The 19,435-nt window shown below is 28.8% G+C and carries 19 protein-coding genes; 2 read left to right on the forward strand and 17 right to left on the reverse strand.

Features of this window, described 5'->3' with window-relative positions:
- The first annotated feature begins 39 nt into the window (after nt 1-39).
- A complete protein-coding gene (gene cooS, locus BET03_RS07710; RefSeq protein WP_120169011.1) occupies nt 40-2,172 on the forward strand; it encodes an anaerobic carbon-monoxide dehydrogenase catalytic subunit in 2,133 nt (710 codons plus the stop codon).
- Between the two features lie 39 nt (nt 2,173-2,211).
- Here cooS and BET03_RS07715 read toward each other — a convergent pair whose 3' ends face one another.
- From BET03_RS07715 to BET03_RS07765, 11 genes are all read right to left on the reverse strand, one after another.
- Nucleotides 2,212-2,628, reverse strand: a complete 417-nt coding sequence (locus BET03_RS07715) for a hemerythrin domain-containing protein (RefSeq protein WP_183108780.1) — start codon at nt 2,626-2,628, stop codon at nt 2,212-2,214.
- Between the two features lie 110 nt (nt 2,629-2,738).
- Nucleotides 2,739-2,960, reverse strand: coding sequence for a YuzB family protein (locus BET03_RS07720; RefSeq protein ID WP_120169015.1), 222 nt, complete (start codon nt 2,958-2,960; stop codon nt 2,739-2,741).
- 22 nt (nt 2,961-2,982) lie between these two features.
- Complete coding sequence (locus BET03_RS07725) at nt 2,983-4,218, reverse strand: NAD(P)/FAD-dependent oxidoreductase (protein ID WP_120169017.1); 1,236 nt, start codon at nt 4,216-4,218, stop codon at nt 2,983-2,985.
- A 195-nt stretch (nt 4,219-4,413) separates the two neighbouring features.
- Nucleotides 4,414-4,776 (reverse strand): carboxymuconolactone decarboxylase family protein, encoded by a 363-nt coding sequence (locus tag BET03_RS07730; RefSeq protein WP_120169019.1) that lies wholly within the window; start codon nt 4,774-4,776, stop codon nt 4,414-4,416.
- Nucleotides 4,777-4,894: 118 nt separating this feature from the next.
- Nucleotides 4,895-5,644: a peptidylprolyl isomerase gene (locus BET03_RS07735; RefSeq protein ID WP_120169021.1), complete on the reverse strand. Its 750-nt coding sequence runs from the start codon at nt 5,642-5,644 to the stop codon at nt 4,895-4,897.
- Nucleotides 5,645-5,700: 56 nt separating this feature from the next.
- A complete protein-coding gene (locus BET03_RS07740; protein WP_120169023.1) occupies nt 5,701-6,138 on the reverse strand; it encodes a YaiI/YqxD family protein in 438 nt (145 codons plus the stop codon).
- Between the two features lie 38 nt (nt 6,139-6,176).
- Nucleotides 6,177-7,130 carry a dipeptidase gene (locus tag BET03_RS07745; protein ID WP_120169025.1) on the reverse strand — a complete coding sequence of 318 codons (954 nt, stop codon included), beginning with the start codon at nt 7,128-7,130 and terminating at the stop codon, nt 6,177-6,179.
- Nucleotides 7,131-7,145: 15 nt separating this feature from the next.
- Nucleotides 7,146-8,435 (reverse strand): transglutaminase domain-containing protein, encoded by a 1,290-nt coding sequence (locus BET03_RS07750; RefSeq protein ID WP_120169027.1) that lies wholly within the window; start codon nt 8,433-8,435, stop codon nt 7,146-7,148.
- Nucleotides 8,436-8,494: 59 nt separating this feature from the next.
- The gene (locus BET03_RS07755; protein WP_120169029.1) at nt 8,495-9,400 is read right to left on the reverse strand and encodes a hypothetical protein; all 906 of its coding nucleotides are present in this window, start codon (nt 9,398-9,400) and stop codon (nt 8,495-8,497) included.
- A 242-nt stretch (nt 9,401-9,642) separates the two neighbouring features.
- A complete protein-coding gene (locus tag BET03_RS07760) occupies nt 9,643-10,617 on the reverse strand; it encodes a dipeptidase (protein ID WP_120169031.1) in 975 nt (324 codons plus the stop codon).
- A gap of 30 nt (nt 10,618-10,647) precedes the next feature.
- Nucleotides 10,648-11,865 carry a DUF819 family protein gene (locus BET03_RS07765; protein WP_120169033.1) on the reverse strand — a complete coding sequence of 406 codons (1,218 nt, stop codon included), beginning with the start codon at nt 11,863-11,865 and terminating at the stop codon, nt 10,648-10,650.
- A 214-nt stretch (nt 11,866-12,079) separates the two neighbouring features.
- Between BET03_RS07765 and BET03_RS07770 the strand changes: the two genes are divergently transcribed.
- Nucleotides 12,080-12,631, forward strand: a complete 552-nt coding sequence (locus BET03_RS07770) for a cupin domain-containing protein (protein ID WP_120169035.1) — start codon at nt 12,080-12,082, stop codon at nt 12,629-12,631.
- A 308-nt stretch (nt 12,632-12,939) separates the two neighbouring features.
- Here BET03_RS07770 and BET03_RS07775 read toward each other — a convergent pair whose 3' ends face one another.
- The 6 genes from BET03_RS07775 to BET03_RS07800 form a co-directional block, all read right to left on the reverse strand.
- Nucleotides 12,940-14,070: a zinc-dependent alcohol dehydrogenase gene (locus BET03_RS07775; protein WP_120169037.1), complete on the reverse strand. Its 1,131-nt coding sequence runs from the start codon at nt 14,068-14,070 to the stop codon at nt 12,940-12,942.
- Nucleotides 14,071-14,214: 144 nt separating this feature from the next.
- On the reverse strand, nt 14,215-15,858 hold the full coding sequence (locus tag BET03_RS07780) for a methyl-accepting chemotaxis protein (protein ID WP_183108781.1): 1,644 nt from the start codon (nt 15,856-15,858) through the stop codon (nt 14,215-14,217).
- 128 nt (nt 15,859-15,986) lie between these two features.
- A complete protein-coding gene (locus tag BET03_RS07785) occupies nt 15,987-16,274 on the reverse strand; it encodes a cupin domain-containing protein (RefSeq protein WP_120169041.1) in 288 nt (95 codons plus the stop codon).
- Between the two features lie 28 nt (nt 16,275-16,302).
- Nucleotides 16,303-17,337, reverse strand: a complete 1,035-nt coding sequence (locus BET03_RS07790; RefSeq protein WP_120169043.1) for an ABC transporter permease — start codon at nt 17,335-17,337, stop codon at nt 16,303-16,305.
- Entirely contained in the window at nt 17,328-18,620 is a 1,293-nt protein-coding gene (locus BET03_RS07795; protein WP_120169045.1) for an efflux RND transporter periplasmic adaptor subunit, read from the reverse strand. Before BET03_RS07795 ends, BET03_RS07790 begins: the two co-directional genes overlap by 10 nt.
- Complete coding sequence (locus BET03_RS07800; RefSeq protein ID WP_120169048.1) at nt 18,620-19,435, reverse strand: carbohydrate ABC transporter permease; 816 nt, start codon at nt 19,433-19,435, stop codon at nt 18,620-18,622. Before BET03_RS07800 ends, BET03_RS07795 begins: the two co-directional genes overlap by 1 nt.

A 19,435-nucleotide genomic window follows, 5' to 3' on the forward strand; every position in this document is an offset into this window, starting at 1 on the left:
GAATAGAATAGCTAAAACTAGAAAAAAGGAGGTAGTCAATTGTCAAATAAAGGTGTAAAAGAATCCTATAAAAAGAGTGCTGAGAGAATGAGGGGAGATAATAAAACCTTAGGTTCTCAACTTACCCCTGAGGATTTTAATGACCCAAATATTAACCAAAAAGCCTTTGAAAGTAAACAGGTAAACTATGATAATATTGAAAAATCGCCAAATATGGAAGAGGTCCATAAGTGGCAAAGGGAACACATAAAAAAGGATGACCAATCAAAAGATGGATATCCACTAAACGTTATATTAGACCCGGCAATGCGAGAAATGTATCAAGTTGTTCATAATTCTGATATGACAAACGTATTTGACAGATTTAGTCAGCAACAACCTATTCAATGTAAGTTTTGTGTAGAAGGTCTATCCTGTCAATTATGTGCAAATGGTCCTTGTCGTATAACACCAAAGGTACCTAGAGGAGTATGTGGTGTTGATGCCCATACTATGGTAGCAAGAAACTTCATGTATAGGCATGTAACCATAGGTACAGCTGCAAACATATTCCATGCCCATCAGGCTGCAAGAACTTTAAAGGCAGCAGGACAGCACCCTGAAAGTGGACTTAAAATTAGAGACCCAGAAAAACTAAGGAAATTTGCCGATATGGCAGGACTTGATGCAAATAAACCTATAGATACTCTAGCAGTAGAATTTGCAGATTGGGTTATGAATGATATTCACAGTCCTTATCATATACCATCAAAAACAGTAGAAGCCTTTGCGCCTACAAAGCGTAAAGAATTATGGAAAAGATTAGGCTTATTCCCTGGTGGAGGATATAGTGAGGTTTCATATGCACAAACAAGCTGTATGACAAACTTTAGATCAGATCCAGTTGAATTCTTATTAAATAGTGTTCGTCTTGGTGTAGCAAATGAATATCAAGGTTTATTTATGTTAGATATACTTCAGGAAATTTTAATGGGAACACAAGAGATTCAAAAGAAAAAGCAAAATATGGGACTTCTTAAAGAAAACATGGTAAACATTGTAACAAACGGTCATATGCCACTTGTAGCCCATGTTGCTTTAGATTTAGCTTCAACTGATGAATGGCAACAAAAGGCTAAAGATGCTGGGGCAAACGGAATACAAATACTTGGTCATGTATGTGAAGGACAGCAGATGATTAACTATAGTGGAACACATAATCAAGTGGCATATGGAGGACAAGAGGGTGAATGGTTATCAGAAGAATATCTATTAGCTACTGGTGCAGTTGACCTATTTATGTTTGACTATAACTGTACAGTTCCGACCCTTCCTTTATATGCTGATAAGTTTGGTACTAAATTAGTAAGTACCCATCCAGTAATAAAACTACAGGGAACTGAAACCCTAGACTTTGTACCTGAAAGAATGAAAGAACAGGCTGAAAAACTTCTAAATATGGCTATTGAAGGATTTAAAGAACGTAAGGCATCAGGAAGAGAAGTATATATTCCTCCACATACATCTGATTGTATGGTTGGTTTCAGTACCGAATCTGTTAAAAAAGCATTAGGTGGAAGCTTTAAACCCCTAATAGATCAAATAGCTAATGGTAATATAAGAGGTATAGCAACAATAGTAGGTTGTACAACTGCAAGGTATGGTCAAGGTGGAAGCAATATCTTCAAGATTGCAAAAGGTTTAATTGAAAACAACATTTTAGTTTTATCTGGTGGATGTACTTCAGCAGTAATGGAATACACAGGACTTACTGATCCTAAAGCTGCAGATGAAGCTGGAGAAGGGTTAAAGGCAGTTTGTAAGCAACTTGGAATACCACCAGTATTAACATATGGTGCTTGTGTAGATATTGGTAAAATGACTCAAACTGCTAAAGAAATAGCAGATGCACTAGATGTTGATACAAATAAATTACCACTAGTTATAGGTGCCCCTGAATATCTTGAGCAAAAGGCAGTAGCAGATGCTTGTACTGCTGTAGCATTAGGTTGGTTAGTACATGTTGCACCTGTTCCTTCTATTACTGGTAGTGATGTTGTTGTTAAAACCTTAACTGAAACTACAGAAAAATTAGGACTGGGTAAAGTAGTAGTTGAAATGGATGCTGAAAAGACAATTGAAATTTATAAAGACCATATTGAAAAGAAACGTAAAGAATTAGGATTAAATTAAAAATAAGCGGCATATGCCGCTTATTTTTATGTAATACTTTTAGCTATTTTCTAAAATTGGATATAGTTCAGTATTTTCTTTTTCTAATCTCTTCATTAAAATAGTTAAAACTTTTTTTGATTCTTCTATAAATTTATCTACATTTGATAATATTTTACTTTTAGTATTATATTTAGCCTTATAGGACATAAATAAATCAAATATATTCTCCATTTCATTTTTGTAAGTTTTATGGAATTCTCTCAATTTAGGATTATCACTTTCTGCTATATTAGGATAAAGCCATCTATCCTCTTCCTTTAGATGTATTTTTAATTTACCTGCCAAAATACTTATATCCTTTGAAATATCTTTAGATTTTTCCTCAACTTTATTCTTTTTTATAGTATCCAAAATATTATTTACTATTTTGTCTATGTCTTCATGCTGTCTTTTTAGCACAACTATATTAAACAAGTTAATCACTCCCTTTTTCTACTTTCAATTTAACTTTACATTATATATGTAAATAGGGCAGTGATTAGAGTCACATAATAAAAGGGCCACCATCAGGTGGTCCCTTAAACTTATTCTAATTCTTGTTTTATCTTATCATATAATTCTTCAGGAGTATCTGCTTGAATAAACTCATCATTTACTAAAGCAAATGGTCCCATTGCACAATCTCCACAATAGCCAAGACAAGGCTCTACCTCAACATTAACATTATCCATTTCATTTTCTACCTTCAATTTTACATCCCCAACTCCTTGGGCGAAATTATTTTCACAAAACTTTACTTCTGACATTTAATTCACACTCCCTTATTTTTTATTTCATAATAAGCTTTCTCTTTTTGCTCTTTAGTGTATCTACAAATTCATCTATAGACATATTTTTATAGTCAATTCCACTTAAATCAGTTTCATTTTCAATTGCTTTCTTTAATACTGGTGAACTTTTAATATTTCCAATTACTACTGCTCCTATAACCTTATTATCTTTTATTAAAATTTTTTTATAACTATTTTTTTCTGAATTATCTTCTACTAAAATTTCTGATGCATCAGCTTCATTTACATCTCCCATTGAAAATAGTGAAAGATTAAAGGCACTTAACCTTGTTACTGGTACTATATGTTCATATATGGCTTCTTTCCCTACCATGTTGTAGCCAGCAACTTTTCCCTGTCCTATTGCAATATTCCATAATCCATAAATGTTATTATCATATTCAGCAACATCTCCAGCAGCATAAACATCTTTAACATTAGTCTCCATTTTTTCATTAACAATAACTCCGTAATTAGTTTCTATTCCTGTTCCCTCTAAAATATCTATATTTGGTTTTATGCCTATTGAATAAACAACACCATCACATTCTATAACAATCCCATCTTTTGTTTTAAATCCTTTAACCTTATTTTCACCTAATACTTCATTAACTTCTGTATTTAGCATAACTTTTATATTATGGTTTTTAATAGCTCTTTCTAATATTTTTGATGCCTTTTTATCTAGTTCCTTGGGCATAAGTCTTTCTGAAATTTCTGCAATTATAACTTTCTTACCAAGCTTAGATAATGTCCAAGCTGTCTCTAAACCTTGTATTCCTCCCCCTATATTTACTATAGTTTCCATATCCTTTATTTCATCAATTATCTTTCGGGCATCCTGTAATGTTTTTAAAGTTAAAACACCTTTCTTATTGATACCTTTTACTGGAGGCACCCTATTTTTAGCTCCATTTGCCAATAAAAGTTTAGTATATGAAACCTTTGTTCCCTTTGAAAGTTCTACCTCCCTTCTATCAGTATTTATAGATACTACTTTTGTATCTATATTAAGATTTACATTATTTTCTTTATACCAATCTTTTTTCTGAAGTAGTATTTTATCTTCTTCTAATTTATTAATTAGTCCCTTTGATAAAGCTACTCGATTATATGGATAGAATCTTTCATCACCAAATAAGTGTATCTCACTTACTGTGTCAATCTGTCTTATTGACTTTATAGCTGTTATTGCAGCTATTCCGTTTCCTACAATGACAATTTTTTCTGACAAATCTTTCCACTCCTTTTATTTGTCTTTTGTCATTTAGTTTTTCATCTTTTTTTGTTTTTTATAAAAAAGTCTTCTATATAAAAATAAAAGATTCTGAATGTTGACTTTTTTGAAACACATGACGAAAATTATATGTTATCCACACTTTTTATTTGTTTACAATTTTCTATATATTAAAAAAACGGCATGTGCCGCTTACTTATTTTCAAATTTACTCTCCATATATTTAACTAATGGAGCTATTTGAACTAATGTTGGTGCGCCCTTCATCCAAACTTGTTGCTTCAATACTTCTAATATTTCTTCCCTTGTAGCTCCATATTTTATTGCTTTGTTCATCTCTAATTTTGCCCTTTTTTCATTTTCATCAAAAACTGCTGTAGCTAAAGCAATTAAATATCTATATTTTAGAGGTATTACACCCTCACCCCAAATTTCATGATGATATTCTGTAATTATTTTTTGAAAATCTTCTCCAAGCTTCTCTGCAACCATAACTCCAGGTGGTATGAAACCAATCTCATCTTTAAATTCTTCTTGTAATTTTTTCCTATCCATAATTATCCCCCTTAATTTTCTTTTTCTGTTAATTATATGTTACCCTTTTTTACCTTTTTTATCAGTAATTTGAATCAAAATATAAAAAATAAAAGCGGCCAAATGGCCGCTTTATATCTTATTCATTTATTTTAACTTCATATTTTTCCTTAAGTTCATTTCCTTTGTTTTGATATGCTTCATTTTGCTTTACTGCCATTAGATGTTGCTTTATTCTTCCTTTAACCTCATCTAATGTACTAATTCCTTCTTCTTTCTTATCAATTACTTTAATTATATGATACCCAAATTGAGTTTTTACAGGTCCCTTTACTTCACCTTTTTCCATACTAAAAGCTGCTTTTTCAAACTCTGGAACCATTTTACCCTTTGTGAAATATCCTAAATCTCCTCCTCTAGATTTTGAAGGACATTCAGAATACTTTTCAGCAGCTTCTTCAAATTTAAGACCTGACTCTAACTCATTTAATATCTCATTTGCTTTTTCTTCTTCTTTAACTAATATGTGACTTGCCTTTACTGATTCAGGTTTTTTAAATTGTTCTTTATTTTCATTATAATAATTTACTACTTCATCTTCATCAACAGTTATTTTCTTTAAAAACTTTGTTATTGCATATTGCTTTAGAAGATTTGCTTTAGTTTGTTCAAGCTGTTTTTTAAATTTTTCTTCTTCATCTAAACCTTTGTCAATAGCATCTAAGTAAAATAATTCTTGATTAATTAACTCATCTAATAATTTCTTTTGTCCTTCTTTTGAAGCAAATTGCATAGCCCTCTGCTGTCCTAGGCTTTGCATTAAAGAATTTACATCATTTTGTGTAATTTCTTTACCATTAACTGTTGCTAAAACTTTTTTTTCCTCCATTAAACAAAACTCTCCTTTATTTTAATAGTTTTTTCTATGATAACAAAAAAAATTCATTATGTCCAATTTGTAACTAATTCCCTTAAAGCCTTTTCAAAGTTTTCATCATCTTCTTTTTTCCTTTTCTTTGTATTTTGAGTCTTACCACCTGCTCTTCTTACCTTAGCCGATAAATGCCTATGAAATAATAGTCTGTCTATATTTTCATTATTATATACAAGTCCATTTTGATTTAATGCTTTAGCACCCTTTGAAAGTGCCATCGTAGCAACTCCATAGTCTTGAGTTATAACAATATCATTTTTTTCAACCTTGTTTATAAGGGCTATATCTACCGAATCCTTTCCTTTTCCAACAATTACTGTTTCTGAATATCCATCTTCTATAATATGACTTGTATTTACAACCATAATTATAGGAATACCATACTCCTTTGCTACCTTTACTGTTATATCCTTTACTGGACATCCATCTGCATCAACTAATATCTTCACAATATCACCTTTTCTACTATAGTTTTTTTACAATTTATTTATCCCATAACTTCCTTTATTACTCTATAGAAGTTTTTATACTTTATTTTTTCAATATCTTCTTCTGTATAGCCCCTTGTTCTTAGTATTTCTATAATATTATTAACCTTAGTTACATTCTCAATTCCCTTTGCTCCAAATCCTTCTCCTGGGTCTTCTTCTAAGTATTCAAAAAAGTCGAAACCAAATCCTACATGGTCTATCCCCATAACTTCTACCATATGGTCAATATGATTAGCTAAATATTCTATATTCTGTTTATCTTCATTAGTATGGACAAATTTTCTAAATGCGTTTATACCTACTACTCCGTCTTTTTCGGCTATAGCCTTTAATTGTTTATCTGTAAGATTCCTAGGGACATTACATAATGCTTTACAATTAGAATGTGAAGCTATTATTGGCTTTGTTGTAACTTCACATATATCCCAAAATGTTTTTTCATTTCCATGGGATACATCTACAATCATTCCTAGTTTTTCAAGCCTTTTTACTGCATTAATCCCATATTTAGTAAGACCCCTATTAGGATTTCCATTTACCCCTGTTGCCAGTTCATTTTCTTCATTCCATGTAAGTGATGCATGTCTAAAACCTAATAAGTATAATGTATCTATTAAATCTATATCTTTACCAATCCCACTTAATCCTTCTATACCAATTAAAACAGCTAACTTTTTTTCAACTTCTGCTTTATCTATATCCTTGCAGCCTTTAATAATATTTAGTATATCTTTATTTTCTAATAGTTCTACTGACATGCTTTTAATTATTTCTAAAGTCCTTTTTTTAGAATCCTCATTATATGGATCAATCCATACTACAAAAATTCCCCCATTTATTTCTCCTTTTTTAAAATTATCTAAATGATAATTTTTTATAATATTTTTATGTCCTCTTTCCCTCTTAATAGCTACATGGGTCCAAATATCCGCATGAGCATCAAATATCATATATATCCCCCTTATTTACTTTATAAACTCTATATTAACTATTCCTTGACTATCATTAATACTATACTTATATCCCTGAAAATCAATATTATAGTTCTTATTTGCAATATCTTGTATAGTGTTAGGGATATCATATATTTTACTATTATAATTTAATATCTTTAACTCTAGCTTACTCTTATTATTTAGTAAAGCATCTTTAATTTTATTATAAAACTGATTATAATTTTCAACAGCCATATCATTGTAATAGTAATAATTATACTTTATACCATTACAGGATGGATATTTACTTCTGTTCCAAATATGGTCTTTACTCATTTGTTTGTCAGACAAGTTAAAATAATCATACCTTAGTACATCACTACCATCATCCATAACTGGGTCATCCCATGTTAAATCTATATGATAGTATTCTCCATCTAATTTAATTATGTTCCAAGCATGGTCTTGATTACCTGCCCTTCCAGAGACAATTATAGATTCAATTCCTAAATCATCCATTATTAACTTAAAGGCCTCTGCATAACCTTCACATACCCCTGTACCCTTTACTAATATTCCATAGGCTGAATAGGATTCAGGGGGAATAGTGTTATTATTATAGTTAACACTATCGTATTTAGAGTTATTTATTATATAGTCATGTATAGCCTTTACCTTTTCATAATCAGACATATCAGGTTTTATTATTTCTCTTATTATTTCATCTTTTGCTTTTTTAAGTACATTTAAATGTTTATTAATTGTACTTTTATCTTTACTGTATTCAAATTTAAGTATTCCATTACTCCAATACTCTGCACTTTTGTAGTATAGTACTTCAGGATTTTCAATAACAACCTTTTCTACTACCTCAAATACACTTTTACTATATTTGCCCTCTGGAAAGTCTGAAACATCAACCTCTTTTTTGCCTGTAATAAGGGCTTCTTTTATCACATCATATATACTATTTTCTTTTTTATTTTCATTAGTCCTTTTAGGTAAGCTTTTATCTTCTTCATTACTTTCTGTTTTATTATCAGTATCTTTCTTAGCATTATCTTTAGTTTTATTGCCTATTGATTGCTTGTCTTTATTATTATTAATCTCTTTTAATTCTTGTCTATTAGCATCTATATTTTCCTCATAGCCATTATTTGTATTATTAAAAAGAGCTTTCTCAATTTCTTCATTTTCATTATTGGAAGAGAAGATAAAAAAATAAGTAAAAATTGATATAAAAAATAACCCTATTATATTTACCCCTATAATAATTAGCCAAGCTATTGGTTTAGGTATTCTTTTTTCTTCATTACTCATAATTTTTCCACCTGCTTTTTATATTTCATTCTTTATATTATATTTTATCATAATATGAATTAGTCTATATTGTTTGCACATATACTGCAAAGACTATCTCCATCATAAACTTCATTGCCACAAATACTACAGTATCCTGTTACTCCAGATTCAACTCTAGAAAATATGTCTTCTAAATATTCTTCTTCTGAACTTTCTACTTCATACTCAGTTTCCTTTTCCCTTATTCCATAATCATTTATTATTATTATGTTATTGAGTATATAGTAGTAAAAAATTTGTCCTAATATCATAAGGTCTAATAGATCTAATAATGAATCAAACTCATAATTACAGCAACATCCACTTGTATTAGAAGTTATTATTCCTTCTCTTTTTAATGATTTATGGAAAGCCTCAAAAAATGGGTCGTTTAAACCTAAATTAGGTTCTTCTCCCATTGAATCAGCAAATGGTACAAAAGCATCATATGTATTTATAGTTTTGTATACTTTACCCTCTATTTCTAATTTTCTTACATGAATTGCTCTATTTTTTCTAAAGTTAGCTATTTCAAAATCCACTACTCGAGAAACTTTAATGTTTTTAGGAAAATAATTTAACATTATTAAATCAGTATCAGACTTTAAAAAAATAAGTTTAAAGTCATTATATAATATTTGTTCAATAGAAGAATCAGGATATTTTTTTAATACTTTATGACGGGTAATATCTCCACTATGTTCTTGATATATTTTTTTATTAAATCTTATTAGATTCTTACATAATTCTTCTATATAATCAGAAAAGGTTTGTCCTCTTCTTCTCTTTTGTAGGTTATATGGTATTTCTTTATTATTCTCACAGGCTTCCCGTAATTTTAACAATACAGGATAAGTATTTGAAACTTTTATTATTCTATAAACTTCTTTATTATACTCATTAATGTACCATTCTTTATATTCATTGAACGCAATTTCTTCCATAAAAATCCCCCTTTTTACAAGCTTATATTTAATCTATATGTAAAAAGGGGGTAGTTATTAATTATTAAATTTAAAAACTTTAATTTTATTCAGTTTTTATATATATGAAAATAGTGTCTATTCTTCACATATTAAAGAAGATTTTAATTCTAAATTAATTTTATATTTTTATACTACTTCATAAGTTACAAGCAACTTTAGGTCTTATTATATATAAACTAGTCTATTTGCTATTATCTTTATCATTTTAGTATTTCTTTGATTATTTTGTAAAAATTTATATATTTTATTTTATCTAAATCATTCTTACTATAACCTCTACTTTCTAATATGCTTAAAAGTTCACCTACTTTAGTAATATTTTCAATTCCTTTAGCTCCAACCCCTCCTCCTTTAGTAAATGAACTTACAGTATCTTCCTCTAAGTATTCAAAAAAGTCGAAACCAAATCCTACATGATCTATTCCCATTACTTCTACCATATGGTCAATATGATTAGCTAAATATTCTATATTCTGTTTATCTTCATTAGTATGGACAAATTCTCTAAATGCGTTTATACCTACTACTCCGTCTTTTTCGGCTATAGCCTTTAATTGTTTATCTGTAAGATTCCTAGGGACATTACACAATGCTTTACAATTAGAATGTGAAGCTATTATTGGCTTTGTTGTAACCTCACATATATCCCAAAATGTTTTTTCATTTCCATGGGATACATCTACAAGCATTCCTAGTTTTTCAAGTCTTTTTACTGCATTAACCCCATATTTAGTAAGTCCCCTATTAGGATTTCCACTTACCCCTGTTGCCAGTTCATTTTCTTCATTCCATGTAAGTGACGCATGTCTTAAGCCTAGTAAATATAATGTATCTATCAAATCTACATCTTTTCCAATTCCACTTAATCCTTCTATTCCTATTATTACTCCTAATTTTTCTTCATCTTCTGCCCTTTTTAAATCACTATATTCCCTTACTACCTTTAATATATCTTGGTTATTTACTATTTCTACAGCCATATTCTTTATTATTTCTAATGTCCTTTTTCTAGGCTCTTTGTCATGAGGAGGATCTACCCATATTACAAATATTCCTCCTTTTATATTTCCTTTTTTAAATTTATTTATATGATATTTCTTTATTATGTTGTTTTGTCCTTTCTGTCTTTTTATAGCAACATCTGTCCATATATCTGCATGGGCATCAAATATCATAGCCTTCCACCTCTACTTTCAATATGCAGTTTATAATACTTGAAGAATATTTCCCATGAAAATACCAAAATAATTTCCTATAACATAACCTAATGTTCCTACTAAAAGTATTGGAATAACAAGTTTAGTCCACCCTTTTGCTATAGCCATTGCTGCAGCTGTAGTTGGCCCTCCAATATTAGCATTAGATGCTAATAACATTTCTTCTAAATCAAAATTAAATAGTTTACCAAAAGTTAGAGTTACTAACATATTGCATAATACCATTATTGTACAAAATACTAAAAGTAAAGGAGATTTTGAAATGATTAATGGTATTGATGCAGGGACTCCTATTACAACAAAGAATATGTATATTAAAAATGTTCCTAACTCTTGGGCACCCCTTATATTACCAAAAAATTGTGGAAAATAAGTAGCTAGTAACATCGTTAAAGTAGTCATAATTAAATATTTGTTTCCCAACATTCCATTTAGTAAATCAGTTATAAAATTACCAGTAGGAATAATACTGCCTAAAAAACTAGCTATTTCACCTGAAACGGCAACAATTGTAAAAGCTGATCCAGCAGCAAAGGCAATATCTTTTAAAGATATTTCTTTTCTTCCCCAATATGAAGCTGCTAAAGTTTTACCTTTATCATTTTTTCCTTTTCTTTCAACTTCATCTATATGTGGATGTTTATATAATTTTCTAAATAATCCTATTGAAGGTATAGCAATTAAAACAAAAAAGTACAATGCCATAAGAAGGTTATCAGCTACAACTGCTGCTGAAACTAATTCACCAGGAGCATTAAAAGCATCAGCTGTAGCAACAAAATTAACCCCTCCTCCAATGTACGAACCGGCCATCATTGCTGCTACTTTATACAACGAACTAACAAAATTTTTTAGAAGGAAAAAACCAATAAAAGCACCTAACATTGTACCTACGGAACTTATCAGATATATTATTAAAATACGTCCACTTTCACGCCATATTTTTCTTACATTAGCTTTATAAAGAAGAAGTGGTATAGCTAAAGGAACTACATAACTCCAAACTTGATCATATGCTGGTGCACTAGTTGGAATAACTTTTAGATTAGCTAAAACCATAGCTCCTATTAAAGCAATTATAGCCCCAGTTATTTTAGAAGCCCAATTATAATTTTGCTCAAGCCAAATACTAATAGCAGCCCATCCTGTTAATATAGCCCATAATACCCAAGTATTATCAGGACTTATTAGTGTACCACTAGACATAACAATTCCCCCTTTTAAATTTCTAATAATTCTGAATTTTATTTATATATTAAATTATAATAAATTTTTTCTAATTTTTCAATATATTTAATTTTATTTCATTATATTGAATTATAATAGTATAATACTTATTCAACTATTATTTTTTATGTGGTAAAATGAACTAAAAGGTTAAAAATATTTTTTATATTTTGTAATATTGGGAGTGATTAAAATGGAAATAAATATAGGTTCAAAAATTAGAAGCCTTCGTAAATCAATGAATATGAGTATTTCTGATTTGTCAAAAAAAAGTGGCATAAGCACAGGTTTAATTAGTCAAATAGAAAGAAATATGGTAGTTCCTTCAATAGAATCTTTGTGGAAAATATCCAAAGGTCTTAATGTCTCTATAGGATACTTTTTTAATGAAAAAAATAAAGTACCTATTAATCCAATTGTACGAAAGGATCAAAGGAAAAAAATTATTACTGCAAACTCAAATGCAATATATGAATTACTTGTACCAGATTTAAATAGAAAAATTGAATTTCTTTATATAACTATTGAACCCGGAGATTCTACTACTAAAGAATTGATACAACATGAAGGTGAGGAATGTGGAATTGTGATCAAAGGCAAATTATTAATTAAGACGGAGCTAAAAGATTATATCCTTGAAGAAGGCGATAGTATTTACTTAGACAGCTCAACACCTCATAGATATATTAATATAGGTGACAAACCCTGTATCTCTATATGGGCAATGACTCCCCCTAGTTTCTAGTTAGTTTATTTAGTATTTGTCCCGTTTTAAATATATTTTTCCTAGTTTTATACTAAAAAAATTTTAACTTCTCTGGTTTTTATATAAAACCTATATATAAATTTATATATAGTAACATATAAAAACCTCTTAATTTTTAATATATCAAAAATTAAGAGGTTTAAGTTTTCTATAAAATCATTCTTAATTTAAAGTTAAATCTCCATATATTATCAATTACTAGTAAAATAACTAGATATGTTAAGTTCTTTCACTCTTTTTAATTCACCTTAATAAACTATTTTTAATGTTTATTAATAGTTCTTTTATTATGGTTTTAATATTACCTTAATACAATCATCCTTTTTCTCATCAAATATTTCATAGGCATGTTCTCCCTTATCTAAGGGTAAAACATGAGTTATTATATCTGTTGCATCAATTTTATTTTCTTTTATTAAAGTTAGTATAGGGTCTACGTATGAATGTACAGGACATTGTCCCATTTTTAATTTAACATTTCTTGAGAAAAAGTCTCCTAGTGGAAACATGTTATATCTTGCCCCATATACACCAACTATTGATACAGTTCCACCCTTTCTTACAGCTTGAGTGGCGATCTCAATAGCAGATTTTGATCCTCCCTGAAGTTTTAACGCTGATTCTACCATTTCTAAAACTGTCATTTTCCCGTCCATACCAACACAATCAATTACTACATCCGCTCCACCACCAGTTATTTCTTTTATATATTCACCTACATTATCATATCTATCAAAATTAATTGTTTCTACTCCATTGTATTTTCGTGCATGCTCTAACCTATAATCAATATAATCTACTGCTATAATTCTTCCTGCTCCCATATAAGCAGCCCACTTTTGTGCCAATAATCCAACTGGTCCACACCCTAATATTACTACTGTATCTCCTAATTTAACTTCACCATTTTCAACTCCCCAATATGATGTTGGAAGTATGTCAGTTAAAAATAGTACCTCTTCATCCTTAAATTCCTCTGGTACAACTACAGGACCTACATTGGCATAGGGTACTCTTAAATACTCTGCCTGTCCCCCATCATATCCACCAAATGTCTTACTATATCCAAATATTGCACCAGCTTCACCATTAGGATTTGAATTATCACATTGACTCCATAACTCATGTTCACAATACCAGCAATGTCCACAGGATATGGGGAATGGTACTATAACTCTATCACCTTTTTTTACCTTTCTTACTTCTGGCCCAACTTCTTCAACAATCCCCATTGTTTCATGTCCTAAAATAAAACCTTTAGGCATATTAGGAACCATTCCATGTATCAAATGTAAATCTGAGCCACATATTGCAGTTGATGTAACTCTAACGATTATATCATCAGGATTTATTATCTTTGGGTCATCTACTTCCTTTACCTTTACATCTTTTATCCCCTCATAAGCTATTGCTTTCATAAAATACCTCCTAAACCTAATAGTTTATATTTAGGTTTTCTCACAATGGTAGGAGATATTCCAAATTAATAAAAAACCCTCTTGATTTGATATGTATCGAATCAAGAGGGTCAACCTATCTTATAATTGTACATAATCTAAAAGTTATATCTCTAAATCTATACCGAAAACACCTTTAACATTATCATTTTGGTCATATATTGGGTGTGATATTGTTATACATGTACTATCAGTTTCTAGTGAAATATATGGCTTAGATATAAATAACTGTCCTTCCTTAGCCTTTTTAAACCAAGTTCTAAAGGAAACTTCTTCACCTTCATAATTTCCATTGTTTGTACAAACTACAACTCCTTTACTATCTGTAACAAAAGCAAACTGATAAGCTTTATTTCCTTCCACTATAGAACCAACAAGATTTTTCATATTTTCCTTTTCCATACTTATAACTTCATCTCTACTAGCCATATCTTTTAGAAGATTCTTCGCATCTTCTAGCTTTTGCTTATGTTTTTCATCTATATAGCCTTCTCCTGCAAAATCATCTATAAGTTTTACTTGATTATTTGCAGCATCATTTAAAAGCTCAGCTATATCTTTTATGTTGTCCATTACAGCATGATGATTTTCACTTGCAGCATTTACTTCTTCAATGTTAGATAATGTATTCTGTGCAACCTCTGATAATCTATCTGTATCTTCAAATATTCCCTTTGCCTTTTCTACCTCTGTAGCAAGGAAACTCTTAACTTCATCAATTGATTTTTTAATAGTTACAGTTCCCTTTGATAATTCTGCAAACTGCTTAAATGCAGTTTTTACATTATTAATATTCTCTGTAGTCATTTCAACAACCTCTTCAACGTTCTTAGCCGTTGTAGAAGTCTGTTTTCTTATATCTTGTGCTAAATTTTTAATATCTTCAACTGATCTTTGAGATTCCTCTGCCAGCTTTCTTACCTCTTCTGCAACTACCGCAAAACCTTTACCTGCTTCTCCTGCTCTAGCCGCTTCAATAGCTGCATTTAATGCTAATAAATTAGTCTGTTCTGCAATATCTGTAACAAATAGTACGATATTTTCTATTTCATCAAGCTTACTTTCAAGCATTCTCATATTCTCAGCAGAAGCTTTATTAGAAGAGGCTGTCTTTTCTATTTCTTCTACTAGTTTTCTAAGGGTTGACTCCATCTTATCCGAAGTTTCTCCAATTTCTTCTACTAAATTATATACCTTTCCTACTTCCTCTTCAGTATTTGTTGCATAGTCTACAAGTTCTTTTACAGCTTGGGATATACTTTCTGAAGAACTAGCATTTTCTTCTGCTCCACTTGATAACTCTTCCATAGCCTTTACTATTTCTTCACTAGAATAACTTGCATCTTCTACACCATTTAAAAGTTTGCCTGCATAACTAGTATCTTTCTCTGCTCCCATTTCCAGTTCTTTTATTATTTTATATAGACTGTTTATTAAAAGCTCCATTAAGTCTCCAAAAATACTATTTTTAACAGTCTTTTTATCCTTCACTAGTGCTGCAGCATAATAAAAATTTCCAGATGATATGTCTTTAATGATTTGTGATATATACTTTGAAGGTTTAAACAATTTGCTATTTATTATATAAACAATAACTAATCCAATAATAATGTTAATTGCATAAAAAACAACTGAAATATTTGTATTCTGAAAATTTTGAATATTAGATGTGAAATTAAAAATCATAAAAATTATATTAGGCAAAATCAAAAGTGTAGCAATTAAATAAAGAAGTTTTTTGTTTTTCATATTTTCTTCCTCCATTTTTATAAAATATAAATAAAGACAACTTTTTATCTAATAATTCAATAAATTTCCACAATTTCCTCCTTTATTACAAAAAAAATTAAAAATAAGTCGGAAGTACCGACTTATTTTTATATATTATCTATATCAAAATTAAATGTATAAACCTTTCTTATTTTTTCTCTAACTTCCCATGTACATTTTAATCCTTTTGGGAATGATACAAGCATGCCACCTGTAATATGTACAGTTTGTTCTCCAGTTTTTACAATAACATCACCTTCAAATACATATGCAGTTTCCTGTTCAGCATATTCCCAATCAAATGTATCTGGTTCACATTCCCATGTATCCCATGAATCAATTCCAAGCTTTTTAGCCTCTTCCAAGCTTAGTTTCCTAGTTTTAATTTTATCCATACTTATCCCTCCTGCTTTAACATTATATTTAATCAATATTTCTTTTAGCTTTTTCTATTAAAACTGTAACAGTAAATAGTAAGATAATAATAAAATTTATATAAATAGTATCTATTGTTATATTACTAAATCCTTTTTGAAGATGTAAAGAAATACTGTTATATTTTAATTTCACTATGTTTATATAGCTTGTTAATGAAAAAAAATTATCCGGTAATAAAGAGGGTGGTATTTTTAAATACGACATGATCTTAAATATGCCTAAGATTAATGCAATTACTATTGTAGCTTCAGCTATAATCTTTGCTAAACATGTCTTTTTTATTAATAAATATTTATTCCAGTCAACAATTCTATTTGCTTTTTTATATTTATACCACAAACTTAAAATTTTATCTAATATTCTTTTTATAAGTTTTCTTAAAAATTTAGCTAAAATAATAATCCCTAATATTATAAGCAGATTTAGATACCCATAAATTTTTTCTTTATATATGACTTTATCTATGATATTTATGCCAATTAGTTTAAGTTCATTTTCTATCTTTTGTATAGTTATATAAAATTCTTTTGAATTGGGAATATTAAAAATTACTCTTTTTTTCTCCCAATTATTTGATAATAATTCATCATTAAATGGAATATATATGATATTACTATTTTTTTCTACCCCTATTATTTTAAACTCCTTACCTAAAATATTAATACTTCTTCCTAACGGAGTCTGAGTCTTAAAGTATTTTTGTACTACTTTATCACCTATAACTGCCTCTAACTCACTTATATCAGATAAATATTGTCCATGTATTATTTCTATTTTTCTAATCTGTGTATCTAACCCAGAAGTCATAATTAATGTATGTCCATTATAAAACCTTTCATAATTTATCGAGAAAGTATTTAATTTATATTTTTTCTTTAGTTTTTGACACTGATTTATTGTTAAATTTCCACTATAATTTATTTCCACAGCCATAGGATTGTATTTATCTTTTAAATATAAATGAGCACTAAATAATATTAAAATAATAAAAATTATTATTAGTTTCTTTTTTATTCCCATATTCTAACCTTCACTCCATCCCTTATCTTAAAAGACGGATTAATTACAATCTTTGGATTATCATACATATCTATTCCATCTATGCTAACAACATCGTCTCCCACATCTTTGATAGTTATGTTTACTCTTTTTACAATATATTCTGTACCTAAAGCCCCTTTTTCCTCTAATACAATATAAACATGTCCTTTTTTTCCAGCTTCAAATTTATCATGAGGTATTACAGCTATTTTAGGTACAGTTTTTTCTCCAACATATTTCTTTTCAATTATTCCCTTGATTTCTTTGTTGATTATTGGAAAGCTATTGTTATCATTTAAAAATTCACCTTCTATTTTAATCATTTTATTATTAATTACTTTACTTACTTCAGTTATATTAACTTGATCTGGCATTTTATCGTTTTGAGAGTTAATTTTTATCATATCAGCATCACTTATAAAATTATAGTATTTTTCAGGGATCTTTGTAACAAATTTTACAGAATTGAAGTTTTTAACTAATCCTAATTCTATAAGAACAGTGTCTTGAGGCAGTATAACCTCAGTATCATTAGTATTTAAAACTATACCGTCTACATCAGAATAACATATTCCATCACTAGATATTTCGTAGTAAAAGTTTTTTGCATTTTTAGCTTCACTGATTTCTGTTTCTAAATTTTCGATATTCCCCAATGTTTCTTGTATTTCTAACTGATTTTCTTTTCTTTTTTCTTGCAACATTAATTTTTCTTTTTTTAGATTTATTTCTAATGATTTTAAATTTTGTTTTTTTACATGTAATTTGTTAGCTGTTATTGCTCCTGCTTTATATAACTTCTCAAGTTTTTTTATTTCTTCTTTCATGTTTTTCATTTTTTCTTCTAATAACTGTACATTCATTTTATCTATATTATATGTAGTATTTTGCAGTCTTTCTAATTTAAATTTTTCTTTTTTTAGATCTATTTTTAATTCATCGATATCCTTATATGATGATTTAACCCCATAATTTTTATTAATTTTTAATAATGGATCACCCTTTTCAACTTTCTCTCCTATTTTTACAAAATAATCTTCTACTATAACACTTCCAGCTAATCTTATTTTTACTTTTTCTTTAGGTACTATTTTCCCCTTTATGTTTAAAGTTCTTGAAAAAGTACTCTTTACAGGTGTTGTAACCTGAACTTTAGGTATAAATAGATTTACTACTGATTTTGAAAAAAAACCTAATATAAACACAAGAGTAAAAAAAGTTATTATTGTATTTTTACTTATTTTAAGTACTTTACTTTCCATCACTTTAGTCCTCCTATATTAAGACCTTCCATTAAATATTTTTCACCTTTTATAAACAAGATTAAAGAAGGAATAATATATAGAACTGCTCCAGCATAAAATACTTTAAAATCATTATAATAAATATTTTCTAAAAAGACAGACAATGGAAGTTTTGAAGGACTATCTAGAAAGATTATAGCTTGTTCTACAAGATTCCAATTATCTATAAATGTAAGAATAATTAATGTAAATATAGCTGGTCTTAAAATTGGCAAAACTATTTTAAATAAAATTTTTGTATAACTGGCTCCATCTAACATAGCTGTTTCTATAATCTCATTAGGTATGTTTCTTATAAACTGCCTTAATAATATCACTCCAAAGGATGTAAATATTCCAGGTAATATTATCGCTGTATGAGTATCAAATATTTTTATATTTATTAATCTTTGTATCTTATCAAATACTAAATAATTAGGCACTAAAGTTACTTGAAAAGGAAGTAATATTGCTAATATATAAAGTATAAATATAAGGTTTCGTGCAACAAAATCCATTTTTGCAAAAGCAAATGCTGCAAATATTCCTATAATTACTTGTCCAAATATTATTATAGATGTTAATTTAATAGAGTTGAGAAAATAATGGAAATATTCTCCTTTAAATGTAATTATCGAATAATATTGCTGCAGATTAAATTCTTCTGGTATTATATGTATATTACCTGACATAATTTCTTCATATGACATAAATGAACTTGTAAATGTAAATATTATTGGATAAACATATAAAAGAGATATTATTAATAAGACCACAAGTAATAATTTCTTCAT

Origin of the sequence: Thermohalobacter berrensis, from assembly GCF_003609645.1 — a bacterium.
GTDB lineage: Bacteria > Bacillota > Clostridia > Tissierellales > Thermohalobacteraceae > Thermohalobacter > Thermohalobacter berrensis.